Annotated in this window: 18 protein-coding genes and 1 pseudogene; 6 read left to right on the top strand and 13 right to left on the bottom strand. The window is 45.3% G+C overall.

Annotated elements, in window-relative coordinates; all coding sequences use genetic code 11:
* Nucleotides 1–9: 9 nt before the first annotated feature.
* Genes LACZS1_RS02355 through LACZS1_RS02330 form a run of 6 tightly spaced genes read right to left on the bottom strand, consistent with a single transcriptional unit; the run spans nucleotide 10 to nucleotide 5249 of the window.
* Entirely contained in the window at nucleotides 10–1020 is a 1011-nt protein-coding gene (locus LACZS1_RS02355) for a LacI family DNA-binding transcriptional regulator (protein ID WP_070650716.1), read from the bottom strand.
* On the bottom strand, nucleotides 1013–2695 hold the full coding sequence (locus LACZS1_RS02350; RefSeq protein ID WP_083311577.1) for a glycoside hydrolase family 13 protein: 1683 nt from the start codon (nucleotides 2693–2695) through the stop codon (nucleotides 1013–1015). Before LACZS1_RS02350 ends, LACZS1_RS02355 begins: the two co-directional genes overlap by 8 nt.
* Nucleotides 2688–3104 carry a PTS sugar transporter subunit IIA gene (locus LACZS1_RS02345; protein ID WP_070650712.1) on the bottom strand — a complete coding sequence of 139 codons (417 nt, stop codon included), beginning with the start codon at nucleotides 3102–3104 and terminating at the stop codon, nucleotides 2688–2690. The genes LACZS1_RS02350 and LACZS1_RS02345 overlap by 8 nt, the downstream gene beginning before the upstream one ends.
* A gap of 19 nt (nucleotides 3105–3123) precedes the next feature.
* Complete coding sequence (locus LACZS1_RS02340; protein ID WP_070650711.1) at nucleotides 3124–3954, bottom strand: PTS system mannose/fructose/sorbose family transporter subunit IID; 831 nt, start codon at nucleotides 3952–3954, stop codon at nucleotides 3124–3126.
* A complete protein-coding gene (locus tag LACZS1_RS02335; protein ID WP_070650709.1) occupies nucleotides 3947–4747 on the bottom strand; it encodes a PTS mannose/fructose/sorbose/N-acetylgalactosamine transporter subunit IIC in 801 nt (266 codons plus the stop codon). Before LACZS1_RS02335 ends, LACZS1_RS02340 begins: the two co-directional genes overlap by 8 nt.
* Before the next feature lie 16 nt (nucleotides 4748–4763).
* Nucleotides 4764–5249 carry a PTS sugar transporter subunit IIB gene (locus tag LACZS1_RS02330; protein ID WP_070650707.1) on the bottom strand — a complete coding sequence of 162 codons (486 nt, stop codon included), beginning with the start codon at nucleotides 5247–5249 and terminating at the stop codon, nucleotides 4764–4766.
* A 282-nt stretch (nucleotides 5250–5531) separates the two neighbouring features.
* On the opposite strand from LACZS1_RS02330, the gene LACZS1_RS02325 reads away from it, so the two are divergent.
* Both LACZS1_RS02325 and LACZS1_RS02320 read left to right on the top strand, forming a co-directional pair.
* Nucleotides 5532–6350 carry a Cof-type HAD-IIB family hydrolase gene (locus LACZS1_RS02325; RefSeq protein ID WP_070650705.1) on the top strand — a complete coding sequence of 273 codons (819 nt, stop codon included), beginning with the start codon at nucleotides 5532–5534 and terminating at the stop codon, nucleotides 6348–6350.
* A 467-nt stretch (nucleotides 6351–6817) separates the two neighbouring features.
* A complete protein-coding gene (locus LACZS1_RS02320; protein WP_010492916.1) occupies nucleotides 6818–8188 on the top strand; it encodes an FAD-dependent oxidoreductase in 1371 nt (456 codons plus the stop codon).
* A 126-nt stretch (nucleotides 8189–8314) separates the two neighbouring features.
* Here the strand turns inward: LACZS1_RS02320 and LACZS1_RS02315 are convergent, their stop codons facing one another.
* The 7 genes and pseudogenes from LACZS1_RS02315 to LACZS1_RS02285 all read right to left on the bottom strand — a co-directional run.
* Entirely contained in the window at nucleotides 8315–9004 is a 690-nt protein-coding gene (locus LACZS1_RS02315; RefSeq protein WP_010492914.1) for an ABC transporter ATP-binding protein, read from the bottom strand.
* A 4-nt stretch (nucleotides 9005–9008) separates the two neighbouring features.
* Entirely contained in the window at nucleotides 9009–10070 is a 1062-nt protein-coding gene (locus tag LACZS1_RS02310; protein ID WP_070650702.1) for an ABC transporter permease, read from the bottom strand.
* Between the two features lie 4 nt (nucleotides 10071–10074).
* Nucleotides 10075–10581 carry a TetR/AcrR family transcriptional regulator gene (locus tag LACZS1_RS02305; RefSeq protein ID WP_070650701.1) on the bottom strand — a complete coding sequence of 169 codons (507 nt, stop codon included), beginning with the start codon at nucleotides 10579–10581 and terminating at the stop codon, nucleotides 10075–10077.
* A gap of 233 nt (nucleotides 10582–10814) precedes the next feature.
* The gene (locus LACZS1_RS02300) at nucleotides 10815–11579 is read right to left on the bottom strand and encodes a GH25 family lysozyme (protein ID WP_070650700.1); all 765 of its coding nucleotides are present in this window, start codon (nucleotides 11577–11579) and stop codon (nucleotides 10815–10817) included.
* 10 nt (nucleotides 11580–11589) lie between these two features.
* Nucleotides 11590–11742, bottom strand: a complete 153-nt coding sequence (locus LACZS1_RS02295; RefSeq protein ID WP_070650698.1) for a YvrJ family protein — start codon at nucleotides 11740–11742, stop codon at nucleotides 11590–11592.
* Nucleotides 11735–12283 (bottom strand): RNA polymerase subunit sigma-24, encoded by a 549-nt coding sequence (locus LACZS1_RS02290; RefSeq protein ID WP_070650696.1) that lies wholly within the window; start codon nucleotides 12281–12283, stop codon nucleotides 11735–11737. The genes LACZS1_RS02295 and LACZS1_RS02290 overlap by 8 nt, the downstream gene beginning before the upstream one ends.
* A 325-nt stretch (nucleotides 12284–12608) precedes the next feature.
* Nucleotides 12609–12758: pseudogene (locus LACZS1_RS02285) on the bottom strand (nitroreductase); the annotation flags it as partial.
* Nucleotides 12759–13327: 569 nt separating this feature from the next.
* Here LACZS1_RS02285 and LACZS1_RS02280 point away from each other — a divergent pair.
* The 4 genes from LACZS1_RS02280 (at nucleotide 13328) to spxB (ending at nucleotide 18451) form a co-directional block, all read left to right on the top strand.
* Nucleotides 13328–13780 carry a lactococcin 972 family bacteriocin gene (locus LACZS1_RS02280; RefSeq protein ID WP_010492900.1) on the top strand — a complete coding sequence of 151 codons (453 nt, stop codon included), beginning with the start codon at nucleotides 13328–13330 and terminating at the stop codon, nucleotides 13778–13780.
* A 269-nt stretch (nucleotides 13781–14049) separates the two neighbouring features.
* The gene (locus tag LACZS1_RS02275) at nucleotides 14050–15306 is read left to right on the top strand and encodes an MFS transporter (RefSeq protein ID WP_274804283.1); all 1257 of its coding nucleotides are present in this window, start codon (nucleotides 14050–14052) and stop codon (nucleotides 15304–15306) included.
* A 22-nt stretch (nucleotides 15307–15328) separates the two neighbouring features.
* Nucleotides 15329–16288 (top strand): nucleoside hydrolase, encoded by a 960-nt coding sequence (locus LACZS1_RS02270; protein WP_269461172.1) that lies wholly within the window; start codon nucleotides 15329–15331, stop codon nucleotides 16286–16288.
* A 360-nt stretch (nucleotides 16289–16648) separates the two neighbouring features.
* Nucleotides 16649–18451: a pyruvate oxidase gene (spxB, locus tag LACZS1_RS02265; protein WP_070650694.1), complete on the top strand. Its 1803-nt coding sequence runs from the start codon at nucleotides 16649–16651 to the stop codon at nucleotides 18449–18451.
* The last annotated feature ends 162 nt before the right edge of the window (nucleotides 18452–18613 follow it).

Here is an 18613-nt window from a genome sequence, read left to right as displayed (position 1 = left end):
GAGCCTTTTTCATTGGTTGGAAACTATGCGTTTTGTTGTTTTGCCTTCATAAAAACTAACAGGCAACATGATACGCGGTACTTCAACTGAAGTTTTGTTCTCCGCCAGCTTATTGAACTCTGCCACCGCAGCGTCAGCAATTTGTTTAACGGGTTGACGAATTGACGAGAGAAATGGCTGATCATTTGCGGAGATCTTTCCGCCATCAAAACCTATCAATTGAAAATGCTCTGGAACTGACATCTTCATATCTTCGGCAATTCTGAAGATCTCTAAGGCGTACTCATCAGTAGAAGTCGCAATCCCTATGTTCTTTGCGTCTGCCCCATTGCGCAACTGCTGCAACAGGTCACGGGCTTCGTTACGAAAATCTTGAATATGACGCCCAGATGCAAAATGATAAATTGAGAAATTGCAATGAAGTTCCTGACAATAATCAGTAAATCCCGCTTGGCGAGCCTTCATAGCGTCAGAGGCAAGGTGCTTAGACCCAATAAAAATCAACCTTTTGCATCCACGCTGATCGAGTTCTTCAGCTGCCATTCGTCCACCAGCATAGTTATCAGATGAGACTAACGGAAAGTGTCCAGTCGGTTCCTTTTCTATTGACACCAACGGCATGTGTGGATCCACATAGTCGTTTAATTGTGAGTACGAAATCGAAATGATTCCCGCAACCTTTTGTTCGTTAGCCATATCAACATACTCTTTTTCCTCATCGTAATTGCTATTCGAGATGCAAAGGATCATTTTGTATTCAAGTGCCTGCAACGCAGCCTGGATATCGTATGTTAATTCAGCAAAAAATGGTGTCCACACTGTTGGAACAATGAAAACAACGTAATTTGACCTCTGTGTCCGTAACTCACGAGCAGTTGCATTTCGCACATAATGCAGTTTTGAAATCGCCGCTTCAATCCGCCTTGCCGCTTCAGGCCGTACTTTATTTTTATTAAGATAGTTAGATACTGTTCCGCGAGAAACGTTTGCCTCACGCGCTACGTCATTCATATTAGCCATGATTAATTAAGTATGCCACTCCTTCATACGGCTTGAGATACATCCTTGTAGCTAACTTAGCTGGCGTACCATAGTTTCCAATTAGCAGTTTTGCATCACCTGTTGCTAGTTCATCAGGTAATTCAGCTTTAACTTTAGCATTCATGAACGATCCAAGCACCACAAGAATTTGGTTGCCAAGTTTTCGAGTGAAGCCAAAGATTGCAGAATCATTCGGATTAATAAGATCAAACCGTCCGTCAGTTATGATGTCGTATTTTGACCTTAACGAAATAAGCCCTTTGTAAAAATTAAAGACTGAGTCCTGATCCTCAATTTCGCTAGCGGCATTAATTGTGCCATAGTTTGGGTTCGTTTCGATCCAAGGCGTTCCTGTCGTAAATCCGGCATTGACAGAAGTGTTCCACTGCATGGGCGTTCTGGAATTATCGCGCGATTTATGGCGAATCATTTTCATGACTTCACCCTCTGACAGTCCTTTGGAGAGTAAGCTATGGAAATTATTCTTTGCTTCAAGGTCTCGGAATTGTTCAATCGAATTGAATTTGACATTTGTCATGCCCAGCTCTTCTCCTTGAAAGACAAAGGGTGTTCCTTGTTGCAAGTGTAAAATGATTGCAAGCATCTTAGCAGATTGCACCCGGAACTGCTGATCATCTCCAAAGCGTGACACCATTCGCGGCTGATCATGATTATTTAAGAATAAAGAGTTCCACCCTCGATTAGTTAATGACGTTTGCCAATGTGCCATTGACGCACGCAAATCACTTAATTTAAACCGAACAGTAGAATATCGACCAAATTCGCCATAATCAACATGCATGTGTTCAAATTGAAAGACCATGTTTAATTCATGTCGTTTCGGATCAACATATAAAGCCGCTTCATCAGCAGTAGTATGTGGTGTCTCACCAACCGTCATGACGTCATACTTACTTAGAACCTCACGATTCATCTCCTGTAAGAATTCATGAATTCGCGGGCCATTTGCAGAACCAGCATAAGCCGTCCCATACTGGCTATTTGGCATCAGTGGTGCATCTGGAAAGCTTTGATCTTTGGATAGAAGATTAATAGTATCCATTCGAAAGCCATTAACTCCCATATCGAACCAAAAGCGCATCATGGCATATATTTTCTGGCGCATGTTAGGATTTTCCCAATTTAGATCTGGCTGTTGGGGGGCATAAAGATGAAGATAATATTGACCTCGTTCAGGTACATACTCCCATGCTGAGCCTCCAAAAGACGCCCCCCAATTATTAGGCGCGGATCCATCCGGCTTGGGGTCACGCCAAATATAATAATCACTAAACGGATTATCACGACTCTTCTTTGATTCTTTAAACCAATGATGCTGATCTGAGGTGTGGTTCACCACCAAATCCATGATCAATTTAATACCATGTTCATGTGCAGCTTCTAACATAGTCTTAAAATCATCCATTGTTCCGTAAATGGGATTGATTTTATAATAGTCTGAAATGTCATAACCATTATCAACTAATGGTGATTGATAAATAGGGTTCAGCCAAATCGCGTTAATACCAAGTTGTTGAAGATAACTCATCTTTTCCGTAATACCAGGAAGATCTCCAATGCCATCGCCATTACTATCTTTAAAGCTCTGGGGATAAACCTGATAAACTGTACTCTTTTTCCACCAATCACTCATCATCTTCATCTCCGTTCAAGCTAATGGCATTCATATAAGTTAAATCAGCTTTTGCTTGATCAACAAGTGTCTCCATTCGTTCCGCCGTCAGATAATGTGTGCTTGGTTCCATAACAACACCCATAGCAAGTGCCAAATTCATTCCTGTTACGAGTTGCGTATGCGGCCGCTGAATGTATTTAAAAAATTTCTGGTTAACGGATCCGGCTTTAAGGTCGGTTAACACAATCACCTCATCATCAGATGCAGCCTCGTCAAAAATCTCGTTCACGGCAGCATCAATGGATTGATTGTCAACATATGCTGTTAATACTTGGACATTTGTTATTTCACCTGAGAAGAATCTTAGGGTCTCTGCCATGCCTTTAGCTAGGGTAACATGCGATGCAATGATGATTGTTCGTTTCAAAAGTAATCCCTCCGTTAACTCACTTTGTTGGTGCAATACCTAGGAAGCCGAATGCTGCTCCGACCAAGGAAAACACGATCACTGCCAAAATGATGCGTGTTGGTGTCCATGATTTCTTTCCCAGAAGCCAATAAACCAATCCGGCGAGGCAAACTGGCAATAAGCCTGGCATAATTTTGTCAAAGATGCCCGTCTGCAATCCCAATTTGACTTTTCCCGTTTGAAAAGTTAGTGGTGTATAAACTTTAACGACTGTAGCAATCAACGTGCCGATAACGGCAAGTCCCATGACAGAAACTGCATCTGTAAAGGCACTAATGCGCGACCCCAAAGTCGTAATCAGCTTAGTACCAGAATCATACCCTAACTTGAATAACCACATCTTAAGAAAATAGATCAGGACGTATAACAGCATCCAAATGATCGCACCAGTTGGATTTCCCTGTAAGGCCATGTATCCTGCAATTGAGCCCATTACTGTCGGAAACAAAATCCAAAAAACAGAATCTCCCACACCTGACAAAGGCCCCATAAGTGAAGTTTTTAAAGATTGCACAGCATCAATAGCTTTAATACCATCTTTTTCTTCCATCGCTAACGTAGCACCAAGAACAACATTTCCCATTTGGGGTGTTATATTGAAGTACTTGTAATGATTGTCCATTGCTGCAATATAGTCGTCGTCGTTAGGATAAATCTTGCGTAAAGCCTTAGCCATCGAGAATGCGACTGAAGGTGCTTGTTGTGTTTCAAAGTTATAACCTAGTCCCGCAGTGAAAATCCATCGGCGATACATTGACTTACGCTCTTTAGCAGTCAATATTTGCTTAGGTTCTACCTTACTATTCATCGTAATCATCTCCTTGCGTGTCATGCGAACCAACTGCTTGGACAGCGTTTTCTTTATTAAAATTCCTGACCTGATTTTGGTAGATCATATAAGCGGCGGCGGCGCCCAACAATGCCACACCCAAAATTGGCATTTTTAAATAGGCGGCTAAAACGAAACCAGCGATCAAAAATGTTAAGTATTTCTTAGTCGGCATGTACCGTAACAACATCCCAACCCCAACTACTGGCAACATACCACCGGCAATTGAAAGACCATCAGTGAACCATTTTGGTACGATTGCAAGAATGTCCTTCACAACTGTTGGACCAAACATAATGACAATTGAAACTGGAATTACATATTTCAAAGTCCAGATACCGATGCTTGCAATAAACGACCACTGCATCTTCTTGAACTTCTTTTCGTGTAAAAAGCGCTGTGACAAATGTGCAAAAAAATTATTAATAAATTTGACGATTAAATCAAGTTGTAATGTCAGCATCCCTACTGGTAATCCCACCGCAATCGCTGTTCCTGTTGAAGCACCTGTTCGAACAGCAATAAAGATTGAAACAATCGTTGCCAAGCCGTACTCGGGGACGGAAGCTCCACCGATACCTGCAACACCAAGCGACATCAACTGAAGTGTCCCCGCGATGATCATAGCCGTGTTGATATCACCCATGATGATTCCCATCACAAATCCGATCGTAACTGGCCAGTTATTGGTTAATTGCCCACCTGAACCCCCATCCCAAGCCATATACGCAGATAATAGGATGATTAAAATGTTTTGCAGAATTTCTGGCATTTCTTGCTCCCCCTAATTACATCTTTCCCTTGATAGCATCATTCAAACTAACAGCCGGTTCACCGGGGGTATATTGAAAATGTACTGGAATGCCTTCAGCTTGCAATGCTTTAAGATCCGCTAGTTCTTCATCATTCAATGCAACCCTTTCAGTAATCGGCGTGCGTCCATCCTCTTTAAAAATGACGCCTACGTTGACAGACGGGATTTTGACTCCGCCCGCAATAAGATTTAGCAGAATTTTCGGTTCTTTGACCAAAAGAAAGACGACCTGATGATCATAATTGCCGTTGTTAAAATTTGTAATTGCTTTTTGCTCATCAATAATAGACATACCAGTTCCTGAAGGTTTACTCATCCGCATACTAGCTTTAATAGTCTCATCCTGACTAATCAGATTATCGACAATCATGTAACGCTTAGGATTTAACTCTGCATTCCACTGATTGACAGTAACTCCGTGAACTAATCGCTGGTCAATTCTTGCAAGTACAATAGGCATAACTTATTCCTCCGTTTTTTGAACGTTCTATATAAAACAGCAATTTAACCGATACCTGTATATTAAGCTTAATATGTTAATATAAGTGAATCTGAATTTAAAATTTTGAACGTTCCAACTTTTGATACATTCATTGTATTCGGTTTCATTTAAAATGTAAACGATTTATTCCAGTTTTTTAAAAATTCTCTCGACATATTTGTTTCAGATCATCTCTGATTTTCCACATTGTTGCCGCCCGCTTTCCATGCTAAGCTGACTTCAAGAAGGGATGTGACTGCCATGTTTCGCTTGATCGCAGTCGATTTGGATGACACACTCCTCGACTCGCACAAGCAGTTGTCGTCCGCCACCATTCGTGGTTTGAAGGCGGCGCAGGCTAAGGGAATTAAAATCGTTCCGTGCACCGGGCGGCCATTGCCGGGCGTTCGAACCACGTTGGATGCTTTGGGGCTGCACGGAGACGATCAGTATGTCATTGTTCAAGGCGGTGGGGTGGTACAGAGCACCAACGGCAAAATCATTGCCCAGAAGTTTCTGAATCATCAGGATTATCAGGATTTTTCGACTTTTGCGACGCATGTTTCGGCGGCCGGGATCGATAGTAACGTGATCACTCCTGCTGGCGACGTATATACGGCTGATCGTAACATCAGCAAGTATACGGTTTTGCAGGCGTGGGAGAACCACGCCGGGATTAAGGTGCGTGAGCCTCAGGAAATGCCGGACGATTTTGTGATTGCTAAGGGCTTGTTGCTGGGTGAACCGGAAAATCTTGCCAAAATCCAACCGCAAGCTGAGGCCGAGTTTGGCAATCGGTTTACCGTCATTCGCAGTATGCCGTTCATGTTGGAAGTCATGCCCCGCGGCGTCAACAAGGGTTGGGGGCTGGCACAGCTGACCCAGTATCTGGGCTTGCATTCAGATAACGTGATCGCATTTGGCGACGAACATAATGATTTGGATATGTTTGATTTTGCCGGCACCAGCGTTGCAGTCGCCAATGGTCAGGACGTCGTCAAAGACCAAGCTGATTACATCACTGCCAGCAATGACGAAGATGGCGTGGTCCAGGCATTGAAGCACTTCAAAATCATCTAAATTTGGCTTGGTTAACTAAATCATCGCGGAAAAGTGCTGTAGACAAGGCAGATAACTGCCTTTTGCAGCGCTTTTTTGGTGAGCGCGAACAGAAGCGCTTAGAAATCGGAGTGTAAGTGGCCTTGACCGTGATGGCCGGGCTTTGGCCATTGCGGTCAAGGTCCTTACACGTAGATTTCTGCGACTGTGAGCGCGTTATAGAACGAGAAAGTCCAGTCTCACATTCGCCAACAATAGAACAGTTCTCCCATTAAAACTCTTTGGCCATTGCGCCCCAGTTCCTTGTAGCAAGACAGATAACTGCCCTTTGCAGTACTTTTTTGGTACACTCGGTTTAGGCAAAGCTAAAATAAAATTGTACGATAATTAATTGCAGTCAGCCATTGACGTTAGATTGTAACTATTCTAATATAGAGAAGGAATCGCGAGGCTGAATGCGGTTACTACATAACGAGGAGGAATTTATTGTGGACAAACCAAAGATTATTGTTGTTGGAGCATCACATGGTGGTCATCAAAGCGTTTTGGAGTTACTGCATCGATATCCGGATGCTGATATTACCATGTTTGAAGCGGGTGACTTTGTTTCCTTTATGTCATGTGGGATGGAACTTTTCCTGGAAGACCAGGTGACGGACGTCAATGACGTGCGGAACTTCCGCCCGGATGATTTGATCAAGCGCGGCGCCCATGTCCTTAACAATCATGAGGTCACGGCGATCAATGCTGATGTCAAAACCGTGACCGTTCGCGACACGAAGAATGGCACGGCACAGGATTATCCTTATGATAAATTGATTCTGAGTTCCGGCGTGCGGCCGAATTCATTGCCGGTGCCTGGTAACGACTTGAAAAATATTTTCCTGATGCGCGGTTACGACTGGGCAACCAAAATCAAAGCCAAGCTGGAAGATCCGGCAGTTAAACATATTACCATCATCGGTGCCGGTTACATCGGTATTGAAGCGGCCGAAGCCAGCCGGAAAGCGGGCAAGGAAGTCACACTGCTGGATATCATTGATCGGCCATTGGGCACTTACCTCGACCCTGACATGACTAACATTATCGCCAAGGAACTCACCGATAAAGGCGTTGAACTTAAACTCGGCGTTAAAATCGAAAGTTTCGCCGGTGACGGTGCCGTTAGTGCCGTGAAGACCGACGCGGGCGATGTTGCGACGGATCTGGTCATTCAAGCTGCTGGGGTTAAGCCGGCAACGGAATGGTTGAAAGGTACTGTCGACCTTGACGACCGTGGCTTCATCAACACGGATCCATATCTGCGCACCAACTTACCTGATGTTTACGCTATCGGCGACGCAACGCTGGTTTACGGGGTTGCCGCCCAGCAAAAGGTGCCGATTGCACTGGCAACGGTTGCCCGGCGTGAAGCACGCTATCTGGCGGCCAACATTTTTGCAGAACATCCGGCGCGTCCATTTGGCGGCGTCGTTGGCTCCAGTGCGTTGAGCGTTTTCGACTATCATTTTGCGGCTACCGGTCTGAACACGTTCACAGCCGGCCGCTCCGGGGTTAAGGTTGACACTTCGTTTTATACGGATACTTTGCGCCCGGCCTATGTACCGGAAGGCAATGGTAATCCACCGGTTTGCGTCAATCTCGTCTTTGATCCGCAAACTCATCGACTGCTAGGTGGTGCAGTTTTATCAACGTACGACGTCACTGCGCAAGGCAATGTCTTGGCGCTTGCCGTTCAACATGGCTTGAGCCTAGAGGATTTAGCCGAAGCCGACTTCTTCTTCCAGCCAGGTTTCGACCGGCAATGGAGCCTGCTGAACCTAGCTGCGCAACATGCATTAGGTGAACCACGCTTTTAATCGACTATTGTTTATTTGACAAAAGGCATTGGGGCTAATGCCTTTCATCAGCCATGCAAAAAGGACCAAGCACTTTTCAAATTGTGCTTGGTCCTTTTTCGTATGACTCAATGTAGCGCTGCAAACTTACGCAGCATACTTCGGCGCGCCTTCTTTTAACTGGCCATCGAGCAGTGTAAACTTTCGATCGGCAAACTGTTCCAGCCGGACGTCGTGGGTGACAACAACGATGGCCTTGTTGTGTTTGTGGGCGAGGTCGGCTAACAGCTGGCCGACAATGGCAACGCGTGGACTATCCAAAGCCGCGGTCGGTTCATCGGCGAGCACGATGGCCGGATCCGGATAAAGCGCCCGGGCAATGGCAACTCGTTGCGTTTGGCCGCCTGACAGCGATGCCGGATATTGGTTTACCAAGTTGGCAATTCCTAAATCGTCTAATAATGCTTCCAGCGCCTCATGACTGAGGTTGCCTTTTGGCTTGATCTTATCGACCAGCTTAAACTGTTCGCCGACCGTCAGATATGGGACTAAGTTGTAAGACTGAAGCACAAAGCCGATGTTGTCTAGACGCAAGGCATCACGCGCCTTGCCGGACAACTGTTCAAGATTCTTCCCGGCAGTCGTCACGACCCCTTCAGTCGGCGTTTGAATACCGCCAGCAATAGTTAAAAATGTACTTTTACCTGAGCCGGACGGACCTAGTACTAACGATAGGCTGCCAGAATCAGCGCTAAAATTGACATCCTTGAGCACTTCGACGTTGCTTGTCGGGGTCTTGAAATTTTTAATAATGTGTTTTAATTCGATTGCTGACATAGCATCAACCTCCAATGGCGGTAACAGGATCGACTTTTAAGATGGTCCGGATGGGAATGATCGAGCCGAGAAAACCGGTGAGCAGAATACCGATGACGATGGCAACATTAAGTTGAGGCGAGAAGATCATCGGGACGCCCATTGGCATGAACTGTGCCGTGACAGCCGTCAACGCGCCCCCTAAGGCCAAGCCCAATGTGACCAAAATCAAGGCTTGCGCAATGGTCGTGATGACCAGTGTCCGGGATGGTACGCCCTGCGCCCGCAGTACTGCGTAGTTTGGCAATTTTTGCATCGTCAAAATGTAGAGGAACACTGCGATGACAATCAGCGAAATCACAAACAGGAAGCCGATCATAAAGGTAAAGGTACTATTTTGGGCCGAATAACCGGGCAGTTTCTGGATAAAAGTATTCGCCGAGTATGTCTTCAAATCGCTGGTGTTGACTTTGAAGTTATTCGACTTGGAAACAATGCCGCTAGCCGTGAAGGTGTTTGGCAGATTATGCAAGGTGCGCCAAGCATTCATGGTGCCATATACAACCGGCGCAACGCTCATTTTGGCGTTTTCGGTAAAACCGACAATCGTATAGCGCTTGCCTTTCGTACTCAACTTAACTTTGTCGCCAAGCGCATAGCCTTTATCCTTGAATTCCGTATCCACCACAATTTGATGGTCGCTTTTAGCTCGATGGCCGCTGACTAGTTTCATGTCCTTACCAATGTACTGATCCCAATCAAGCCCGATCATGGTCGAGCGGATTTCGTCATGTTTGCTGCTGGTCGCGACCACGCCGATCGTCCCGACGTAAGCTTGCGACTTGCCTAAGTTGAGATCTTTGGTTTGCTGAGACGTCAACAACGATTGGCTCAAATTGATGTCCGAATCTTTTGCCAACACCACCCGCGACGTGTCCCACGAGTCAATCGCCTGCGTGTTTTGTTGCGATAATCCGTTGGCCAGTGCACTCAGAATAAACACTAGGTAGGTGACCAACAGCATCATCGCGACGATCAAGCCGTAGCGTAATTTTTCATGCCAGATTTCTTTTAATGAGAGATACATTGACTCACGACTCCTTCACGTGCAGCTGTAAAAGAGCTGCTTTCAAGTTTTTCAAAATTAAGTCCGCCTGCTCGGGATTGGCTAGCGCTTGCGAAATCGCACTGTGGCACAATGTTGTGACCGCCCACTCGATCGCATTGGCAGCAATCGGCGGTTCGCCGACGGTCACCATGCCGCTATTCTTGGTAAAGTGCAGCCGGATAAAATCGCGATCCTGGCTTTCATCAGCTTCCTGCAGAAAAGCGACCGTAGCGGCATATGGATCGCGTCGCATTTCCGGCCCAGCGATCCCCGTGTGCAAGCGCCCAATCACTTCTTTAAAAGCGTATTGATACGCATCTTTCAAATCGCTGAAATATTTATAAAACGCGCCACGAGCGATGTCAGCCTGCTTGACGATCCGCGCGACCTGCGCCTGCGCCAATGGGTACTTGGAAAATTCAGTTACCAGCGCAGCTAAAATGCGTTGTTGTTTATTTTCATCTAAATGTTCAAACGTTGATAAAACCATCATTATCCTCCTTGGTGACACCGTGTCACTACTTAACATCCTGTAGTCTACACGGATGGTGACACCGTGTCAACACTTTGGCAAAAAATTTTTTCATGAATGTTTTCAGCAACACGTTTCAGTCTATAAAAGCTTGCAGTTAAAGCATTCTTTTCACTCGAACTTTCGCACAACCAAAAACAATCATTGATTTAGCTATGTGCCAAAACAACGATTGTCTTTTTTGCTTATATCTAATTCAACCGCAACTGATCACCGGGATGAATCACGCTGTAGATAGTTTTGCCATTCAACGCAGCCAGGTTGTCCATGTTCAGGCCGTACCGATGCGCGATCGCCCACCAGCTTTCGCCTGCCTGCACGGTGTGGTAACGAACGGTGGGCGCTCGAACCACGCCGCCGTTGAGTTGCCCCGTAAGTCGGGTCGTGTAATGGCCGAAGAAATCATAACTCATGTCGACGCCCAGCCCATGAAAGTTGTTGGTGAACTGCCACGTGCCCACATTGTCGATCCCCGGCTGATTAACGCCATAACTTGCGATCCATAAGTTCTTAGGGATCAACGCCACTCGATCAAAACGCCCGGTCTTCATCCAATTGGCCATCGTATAGAGATCCGTGTGGGGATACCCCAGCGACTTGACCGTTTGAATGAACGCATTCGTCATGCCGGTCAGGTCACCGGTTAACTCCGGCGCTTCCACATCGGCGGCCATCACACTTTGCGTCGATACCCCCAGCGACCGCGCCGCCAAGCCGAAAAACCGGCCTTCCGCAACCGCTTCGGCACTATTGCGATAATGCGCATAATGATACGCATGCACCTGCATCCCCATCTTGCGCCCCGCCGCTAATTGGGCGGCCGCCTTTGGATTCTGGTAAGTGGTGCCTTCTGTCAGCTTCACCACCACCGCTTTGACGCCAAAATCGGCCAACTTACGAAACCAGCTTTCCGAATCCGGCTGCCAGCTGCTGACATCTGCCATTAAAATCGCCATCGTTTTTCTCCTATCTCTCGTGATTGCCTTCAAGCTTGACCATAAAAGTGCCCATATTCGTAATCAAGGTATCGAGTCGCCGCTCAATTCGTGTCAATAAAATCACGGCAATGACAACACCAACTGCTTGGTCCAAAACATACGTTAATAATTCTTTATCCATTTAAAAATTCCTCCAATTCGAGTTGCCGATATTTCGCCTGTATTCGCTTGCGCACTTTTAAAACCCGTTGCCGGCTCACCTGCAAATGTCTCGCAATGCAAGAATCAGCCATACCAGCTAATCGCAACTGCAAAACTTTGTGTTCCACCGGCGTCAAAACAGCTTCTAGTTGTTCCATCTGCAGTTTCAACGCTACGGACTGCTCCATGCTAGCGGGTGCCGTTGCTACGGTGGTCGTTTGCAACACCGCCGCATTGGCCGGTGCCTCTTCCAGCTCCCGCCGATGCCGAACTTTTTGCATCCGTTGCATCAACGTGAGGAAAACAAACCGCCACGCCAACTTGTTAAACTTGGTGATCGCAGCCTCGTCCGTTAACGGATCGCGATACCGGCTGAAATAGTTGAGATACACCAACATCCCTTCATCCCGCCAATCCTGAAAATCACTATGATGCGGGCGAATGCCCAACTTCGCTAATGCCCCGTAAACCACGGCTTGGTGCTCAAGAAACAACGAAAATCCCTTCTGTGCTACTGCCATCCTTCATCCAATCCGGCGCCTCATGTCTTTCGATATCGATAGGTGTAGTTTAGCGAGTGACGTGAGGGCTTGTCTGATCGCAATGAAGTGGCGTGAAGGTTGATTTAATAAGGGTCGACATTGTTCGTTGGGGTTGGTTAATTGAAAAAGGTTGTTGTGACGGTATTTTGCTGGAATGTATTGCGCAGAAACTTTTTGTTCAATTGTTTGTGGAAACTGCTTCGTTGAAATTTTGGACAAGAAAAAGCGTGTCCAGGAAATTGTCCCAGACACGCCTGCTCTCGTAACATATACGGTCAACTCAGCTTATTTTACCGTGAATACATTATTCTTTGACCTGCAGAAAATCAGCCAATGGGCGGCGATCGGTTTTGAGTTCATTGATCTTGCTCTCTGCCGGATAACCCAAGGCAATTCCCATCAGTAGCGCTTCATCATCCCCTATTTCAAAATGGGCACGGATTTCTTCAGGATGAGATGGGTGAATAACGTCTTTCGTTAAGTCTCGTTCAGTGTCCACAACCGCACCATTACAAAGTTTTCCAAGAGAACAGAACAAGATGCCGTCATTTAATTGTAAGCAACTTATCTGCATTCTTTTCCATTAGTAGGCGGAGTTTTAGCTAAATGAAGAATAACTCCCTTAAAAAAAGAGGCCAGCACGATATAGAAAAACGGTGAGCTCATTCTTAGATTCTGCCGCATTTATGTTTTGAAACAACAAGAAAATGCCCCTATAAAGATTGCGTCTACGGCAATTATCTGTAGCTAAATACCATTAAAGATTTTATACGCAGTTTACAAATTGTCGGTTTATATTAATTAAGAAATCCCGATTTGCTGTTTTCCCTAAAAAATACTAAAAATGTCGAACGAAGCTTTAATAATAATTTATAATACTAAATTCAAATAACCGATGATTTTTTATCGTTATGAGTTGTAAAGAGTTCTCTAACCTGGTACAGTTTTTACACAGAGTAGTTTCCCTTATATCTTGTTTCTATTTTCCGTTGTGTTTGTCTTGTAACAGGCAGGGGGCCTAAAATGAAAAAAATTGGTTTGATGTTCTTAGTGATGGGACTATTTGCGTCATTAGCGGCAATACCATCGTTGGTTAGTGCAACAACAATTGATTTACCGGAAACAGCGCCAAATAGTGGCTATGTTGCATTAGATGATAATGATAATGTTACAGCCACCTCTTCTCCAGTTCTTACCGAATTAGTGACGAAGCAGGGCACCAGCAAACGTAAACCACGAGCAGCCGTTAACATGGCTAATAGCCGTTGGGTTTATTATACAGACCATAATAACTACTTCAATGGTTACAAATGGGCTCACTCAAACTACTATCACAGAACCGAATATCACTCATCCACAGCAGCTGTTGATGGAAAAGATACTACAACACGATACGCAGATGCCAGAAAATGGTCCCAAGCCACGGCTGCAGGGAAAGGTGAACCGCAGTTTTGGTACTGGGCACCTTATAATTAAGAACTAGGTCAAACTACTCTTTCTGTCCTTCACACGTAGATGGAAATTGGCTGTATGTGCGTTTCTCAAAGCATACAGTCTTTTTCAATGATTTCTTATGTTCAACAATAACCCCACCATAAACTTATAGCCCGATGGGAGATGGCCTATGTTCAAAAAGATTTTAAAAGTCACTTTGCTTATAAGTGTTGCCATTGTTGCTTCCACATGGTTAGTTTATTTAACTGAAAAGCATACTACAGTTATGATTCGGCAAATTAGCAACATTGATGATCAACACTTGTCCAGCGCCTTTAATCACCTCCATTCCCGGTATTGTTCTAGGTATTGTCTGCGTAATTTATGGCTCATTAGGCGACTTTATATCCCTTAAGAAAATGACACTATTAGGTACGTGGATTTTCGTTGTGGGATCGGTCATCGGATTCATCTTTGGACCGATGAATATCTGGGCAGTCGTCATTGCGCGGGTACTCCAATCTGCTGGTGGTCAAGTTGCCGGCTCGGTTTTCCTAGTCCTCGTATCAAAATATGTTTCTAAAGCTGCTCGCGTCATCTATTACCAGATCTTTGTCGCGGTATTCCGTTTTTCTGCGGCAATCGGTGTCGTTTTGGCGGGCTATGTTGAAGCAATTGATTGGCGATGGCTTTTTGCAGCCGCTATCTTAGCAGTAGCATTTATTCCAGCACTTGCTAAAAATTTACCTGACCAGCATGCAAAGGGAGCACGAATTGATGGGATCGGATTTACGCTAATCGGTTTATTTGCGGGCGCCGTGACTATGTTTTTCACTGATATGAATTGGCTTTGGGCGATCGCATCAGTAGTGACATTAATTGCCTTTATCATCTACATTAACAAGGCAAAGCATCCCTTTATTACTCCAAGCTTCTTTAAAAATCCTGCGTTTATTTTAACTATGACGGTTATCTTCGTAGGCTATTTCTTCAGCTACACGTTGAATGCCGGTGTCAATGCAATCGGCCTAAATGTATTTCACATTAGTTCCGCAGAAGTTTCAAACTTATTAGTCTGGTCCATCCTCGTTGCTGCCGTGCTTGGCTTCTGTGGTCCGTTAATTAAAAAAATGGGCAGAACCGTATCAATCATTCTTGCACTTAGCTTTATGGGACTCGGTTTGATTGCAATTGCCTTCGCAATTCCCTATGGCAAAATTGCCGCACTTGCAATAGCACCATGTATTTACTATTTCGGAACTTCTTTCTTTTATTCACCAATTGTTGATACAGCAACATTGACAGTATCCGCACAAGAATCAGGGCGTGTTCTCGGATTGAACGATCTGATTCAAGCCATCACAGGTTCAATTGGAGTGGCACTTTTTGGAAACATGATGGCTTCTGGCGTTATGTCCGGTGGCAGTCCTGCTGGTGTTAAAGCAGGGCAAGCTTCAACATATGCCAATGTATTCTTAGTTGGCGGTATCATCGTGCTAGCCGCGCTGGCAATTTATATCATCTTCCATAAAGTAATTTACAGTCGTGCTCCTAAAGATGCTAAGTGATTTGGAAAGAGAGGATACGTCATTGAATAAGAGAAAAGTTATTTTAGATTGCGATCCCGGTCACGATGATGCAATGGCGATGTTAATGGCCATTGCTGCCGAAAACATTGACTTAGTAGCAGTTACAACATCTGCAGGAAATCAGAAACCTGAAAGGACGTTTGCTAACGCCCGTAAACTACTTGCACTTGCACACCGAGAGGACATTCCAGTAGCAATGGGGGCACAGAGGCCTTTACTGAGAGAACTCATCATCGCTGAAGATGTCCATGGAAAAACGGGCCTTGATGGTGCTGACTTACCTGATCCTTCAGTTCCTCCATTATCAACCAGTGCTAATGATCTGATTGCTGATATTTTAAGTAAAAGTACTGAGCCGGTGACGCTCGTGGTTACAGGTCCAATGACCAATGCGGCGATTTTTCTACTATCCCATCCGGAACTAAAGGGAAAGATTGCACAAATCTCATACATGGGCGGTGCATGTTTTGGAGGAAATATTACACCACAGGCCGAATTTAACATATATGTTGACCCCGAAGCTGCAAAAATAGTCGTAGATTCAGAGATTCCTACTGCAATGTTCGGGTTAGATGTTACCCTAAAAGCCCAACTTTTTAATGAGGACATTCAATACATTGAAACGATCGGTAATCCCGTAGCAGAAGTCATGGCTAACCTGCTCAAGTTTTTCAATCTCACGACCACAAAGCCATTCTTGGCGGCACCAGATCATGTTGAAGGCGTCCACATGCATGATCCTTGTGCAATGGCATATATCATTGATCCTAGCTTATTCCGAATTGTGTCGATGCATGTTGATATCGATACTGACCATGGCATTTCTGCTGGGAGCACCGTTGTCGATTATGATAACGTCCTTGGTAAAAGCAAAAATGTTGACGTTGCATTTGAAATCAATCTACCAAAATTCCGTGATCTCGTATTTAAATCAATGGCGTTTTATAACAAAGTTAAGTAAAGCCAATTAGCTTTTATAGCAACTGGAACAGCTTAGTCAGACTCACCTGACTAAGCTGTTCTTTTACAATATAACAATATTCATGCCACCCAGGACCTTAGTCTTTTATTCCTAACATTCAAGCACCCAAAACATTGAGGTACCATTTTCCCCAATATTCCAAGAACTCGAACCACCACATCACAGACAAACAAAAACCCCCCGCCTTTCCCAAAAAACACCAAAAAAACAGCGCCACAACGCCTCTCAATGTGTAAGCGCTTGCCCTTAATTTGAAGTAATGCTATATTAAAACCGTTAGATTGTGCAAAATTTAATGGTGCAGAATATTTCAACAACAACGAGGAGAGATGTTTGAAAATGACCAATGATCGTTCAACCATTGCCGCTGGTCTTGCCGTGGTGAAGGTTTTGGAAGCATGGCAGGTGGATCATTTATACGGGATTCCGGGTGGCTCGTTTAATTCAATCATGGATGCTTTATCTGCAGAAAAGGAAAACATCCATTATATTCAGGTTCGGCATGAAGAAGTCGGGGCGATGGCCGCGGCAGCTGATGCGAAGTTGACAGGCAAAATCGGCGTCTGCTTTGGCTCAGCTGGACCGGGTGGCACGCACTTGATGAACGGGTTGTACGATGCGCGCGAAGACCATGTGCCGGTGCTAGCATTGATCGGTCAGTTCGGCACGACCGGTATGAATATGGATACTTTTCAGGAAATGAATGAAAATCCGATTTATGCAGACGTTGCCGCTTATAACGTGACCGCTGTTAGCGCCAGAACCCTGCCACACGTGATTGATGAAGCTATTCGCCGCGCTTATGCCAACCAAGGCGTGTCCGTGGTGCAAATTCCAGTTGATCTGCCATGGCAGGAGATTCCGCAAGATAGCTGGTATGCTTCAGCTATCAATCACCAAAAGCCACTGCTGCCAGTTCCCGATCCTGACTTGGTGAAAAAGCTGACGCAACAATTAGTTGACACCAAACGCCCGGTCATCTATTACGGCATCGGCGCATACACCGCCGGCAAGGAGCTGCAACAGCTCAGCGAATTGCTGAAGATTCCGCTTATGAGTACTTATCCTGCTAAAGGCATTGTTCCTGACAGTTACCCAGCATACTTAGGCTCGGCCAACCGTGTCGCCCAAAAGCCGGCGAATGAGGCTCTAGCTCAAGCAGACACGGTGCTGTTTATCGGGAATAACTATCCTTTTGCGGAAGTCTCGAATGCGTTTAAAAACACCCAGCATTTCTTACAGATTGACGTTGATCCGGCTAAATTGGGTAAACGTCATCAGGCAGAAGTTGCCATTTTAGCTGACGCCAAAGCAACCTTGCAGCAAGTGCTTGAGCAAGTCAGCGAACGCGAGGAAACGCCGTGGTGGAAAGCCAATCTGGCTAATCGGAAAAACTGGCGTGACTACCTCAGCAAACTCGAAAATAAGCAATTCGGCGAGCTACAAGCCTATCAGGTTCTGAAGGCAGTTAATGATATTGCTGATGAAGATGCGATTTTCTCGATTGACGTTGGCGACATCAACTTGAATGCCAACCGCAATTTGAATTTGACGCCGAAAAATCGTCACTTCACATCCAACTTATTCGCAACGATGGGCGTCGGCATCCCCGGGGCCATCGCTGCCAAACTGGACTTCCCGGATCGTCAAATCTTCAACCTGTCTGGCGACGGCGGTGCAGCGATGACCATGCAGGATCTAGTCACCCAGGTTCAATACCACCTGCCAGCCATCAACGTAATCTTCACCAATAAGCAATACGCCTTCATTAAAGATGAGCAAGAAGACACCAACAAAAACGACTTCATCGGTGTCGAATTCGATGACATTGACTTCAGCCTTGTTGCCAAAGCCGTCAACATGAAAGGCTTCCGGGTTACCAAAATCGAAGACCTGGCGCCAACCTTCGCCAAGGCAAAAGAGATCGCCAAAACAGAACCGGTTTTAATTGACGCAGTGATCTCCGGCGATCGGCCAATGCCAGTTGAAAAGCTGCAACTCGACCCAGCCAAATTCTCCCAAGAAGAAATCGATGCATTCGTCAAACGGTATGAAGCGCAAGATCTGCGGCCGTTCGCTGATTTCTTGAAGGAAGCGGGATTGTCCGTACGTGATGCCGAAAATAGTGAAGGCGGGTTCTAGTTAGTCGGTGGTTGTTGACTACTGACATTAACAGTTCGTTATTTTCCTCCTTTAGTGCATGAGAAAGCCGTCCTGATTTTCGAAAAGGAAAATCGGGGCGGCTTTTTTGTGGTATGGAACTTTTTCAAGGGTAGTTGGCTGGTTAAATCTGATTTCGTCAAT

The sequence above is a fragment of the Lacticaseibacillus zeae subsp. silagei genome (genome assembly GCF_030770335.1).
In the GTDB taxonomy this organism is placed as follows: Bacteria; Bacillota; Bacilli; order Lactobacillales; family Lactobacillaceae; genus Lacticaseibacillus; species Lacticaseibacillus zeae.
This window is presented reverse-complemented; position numbering and strand designations above follow the sequence as displayed.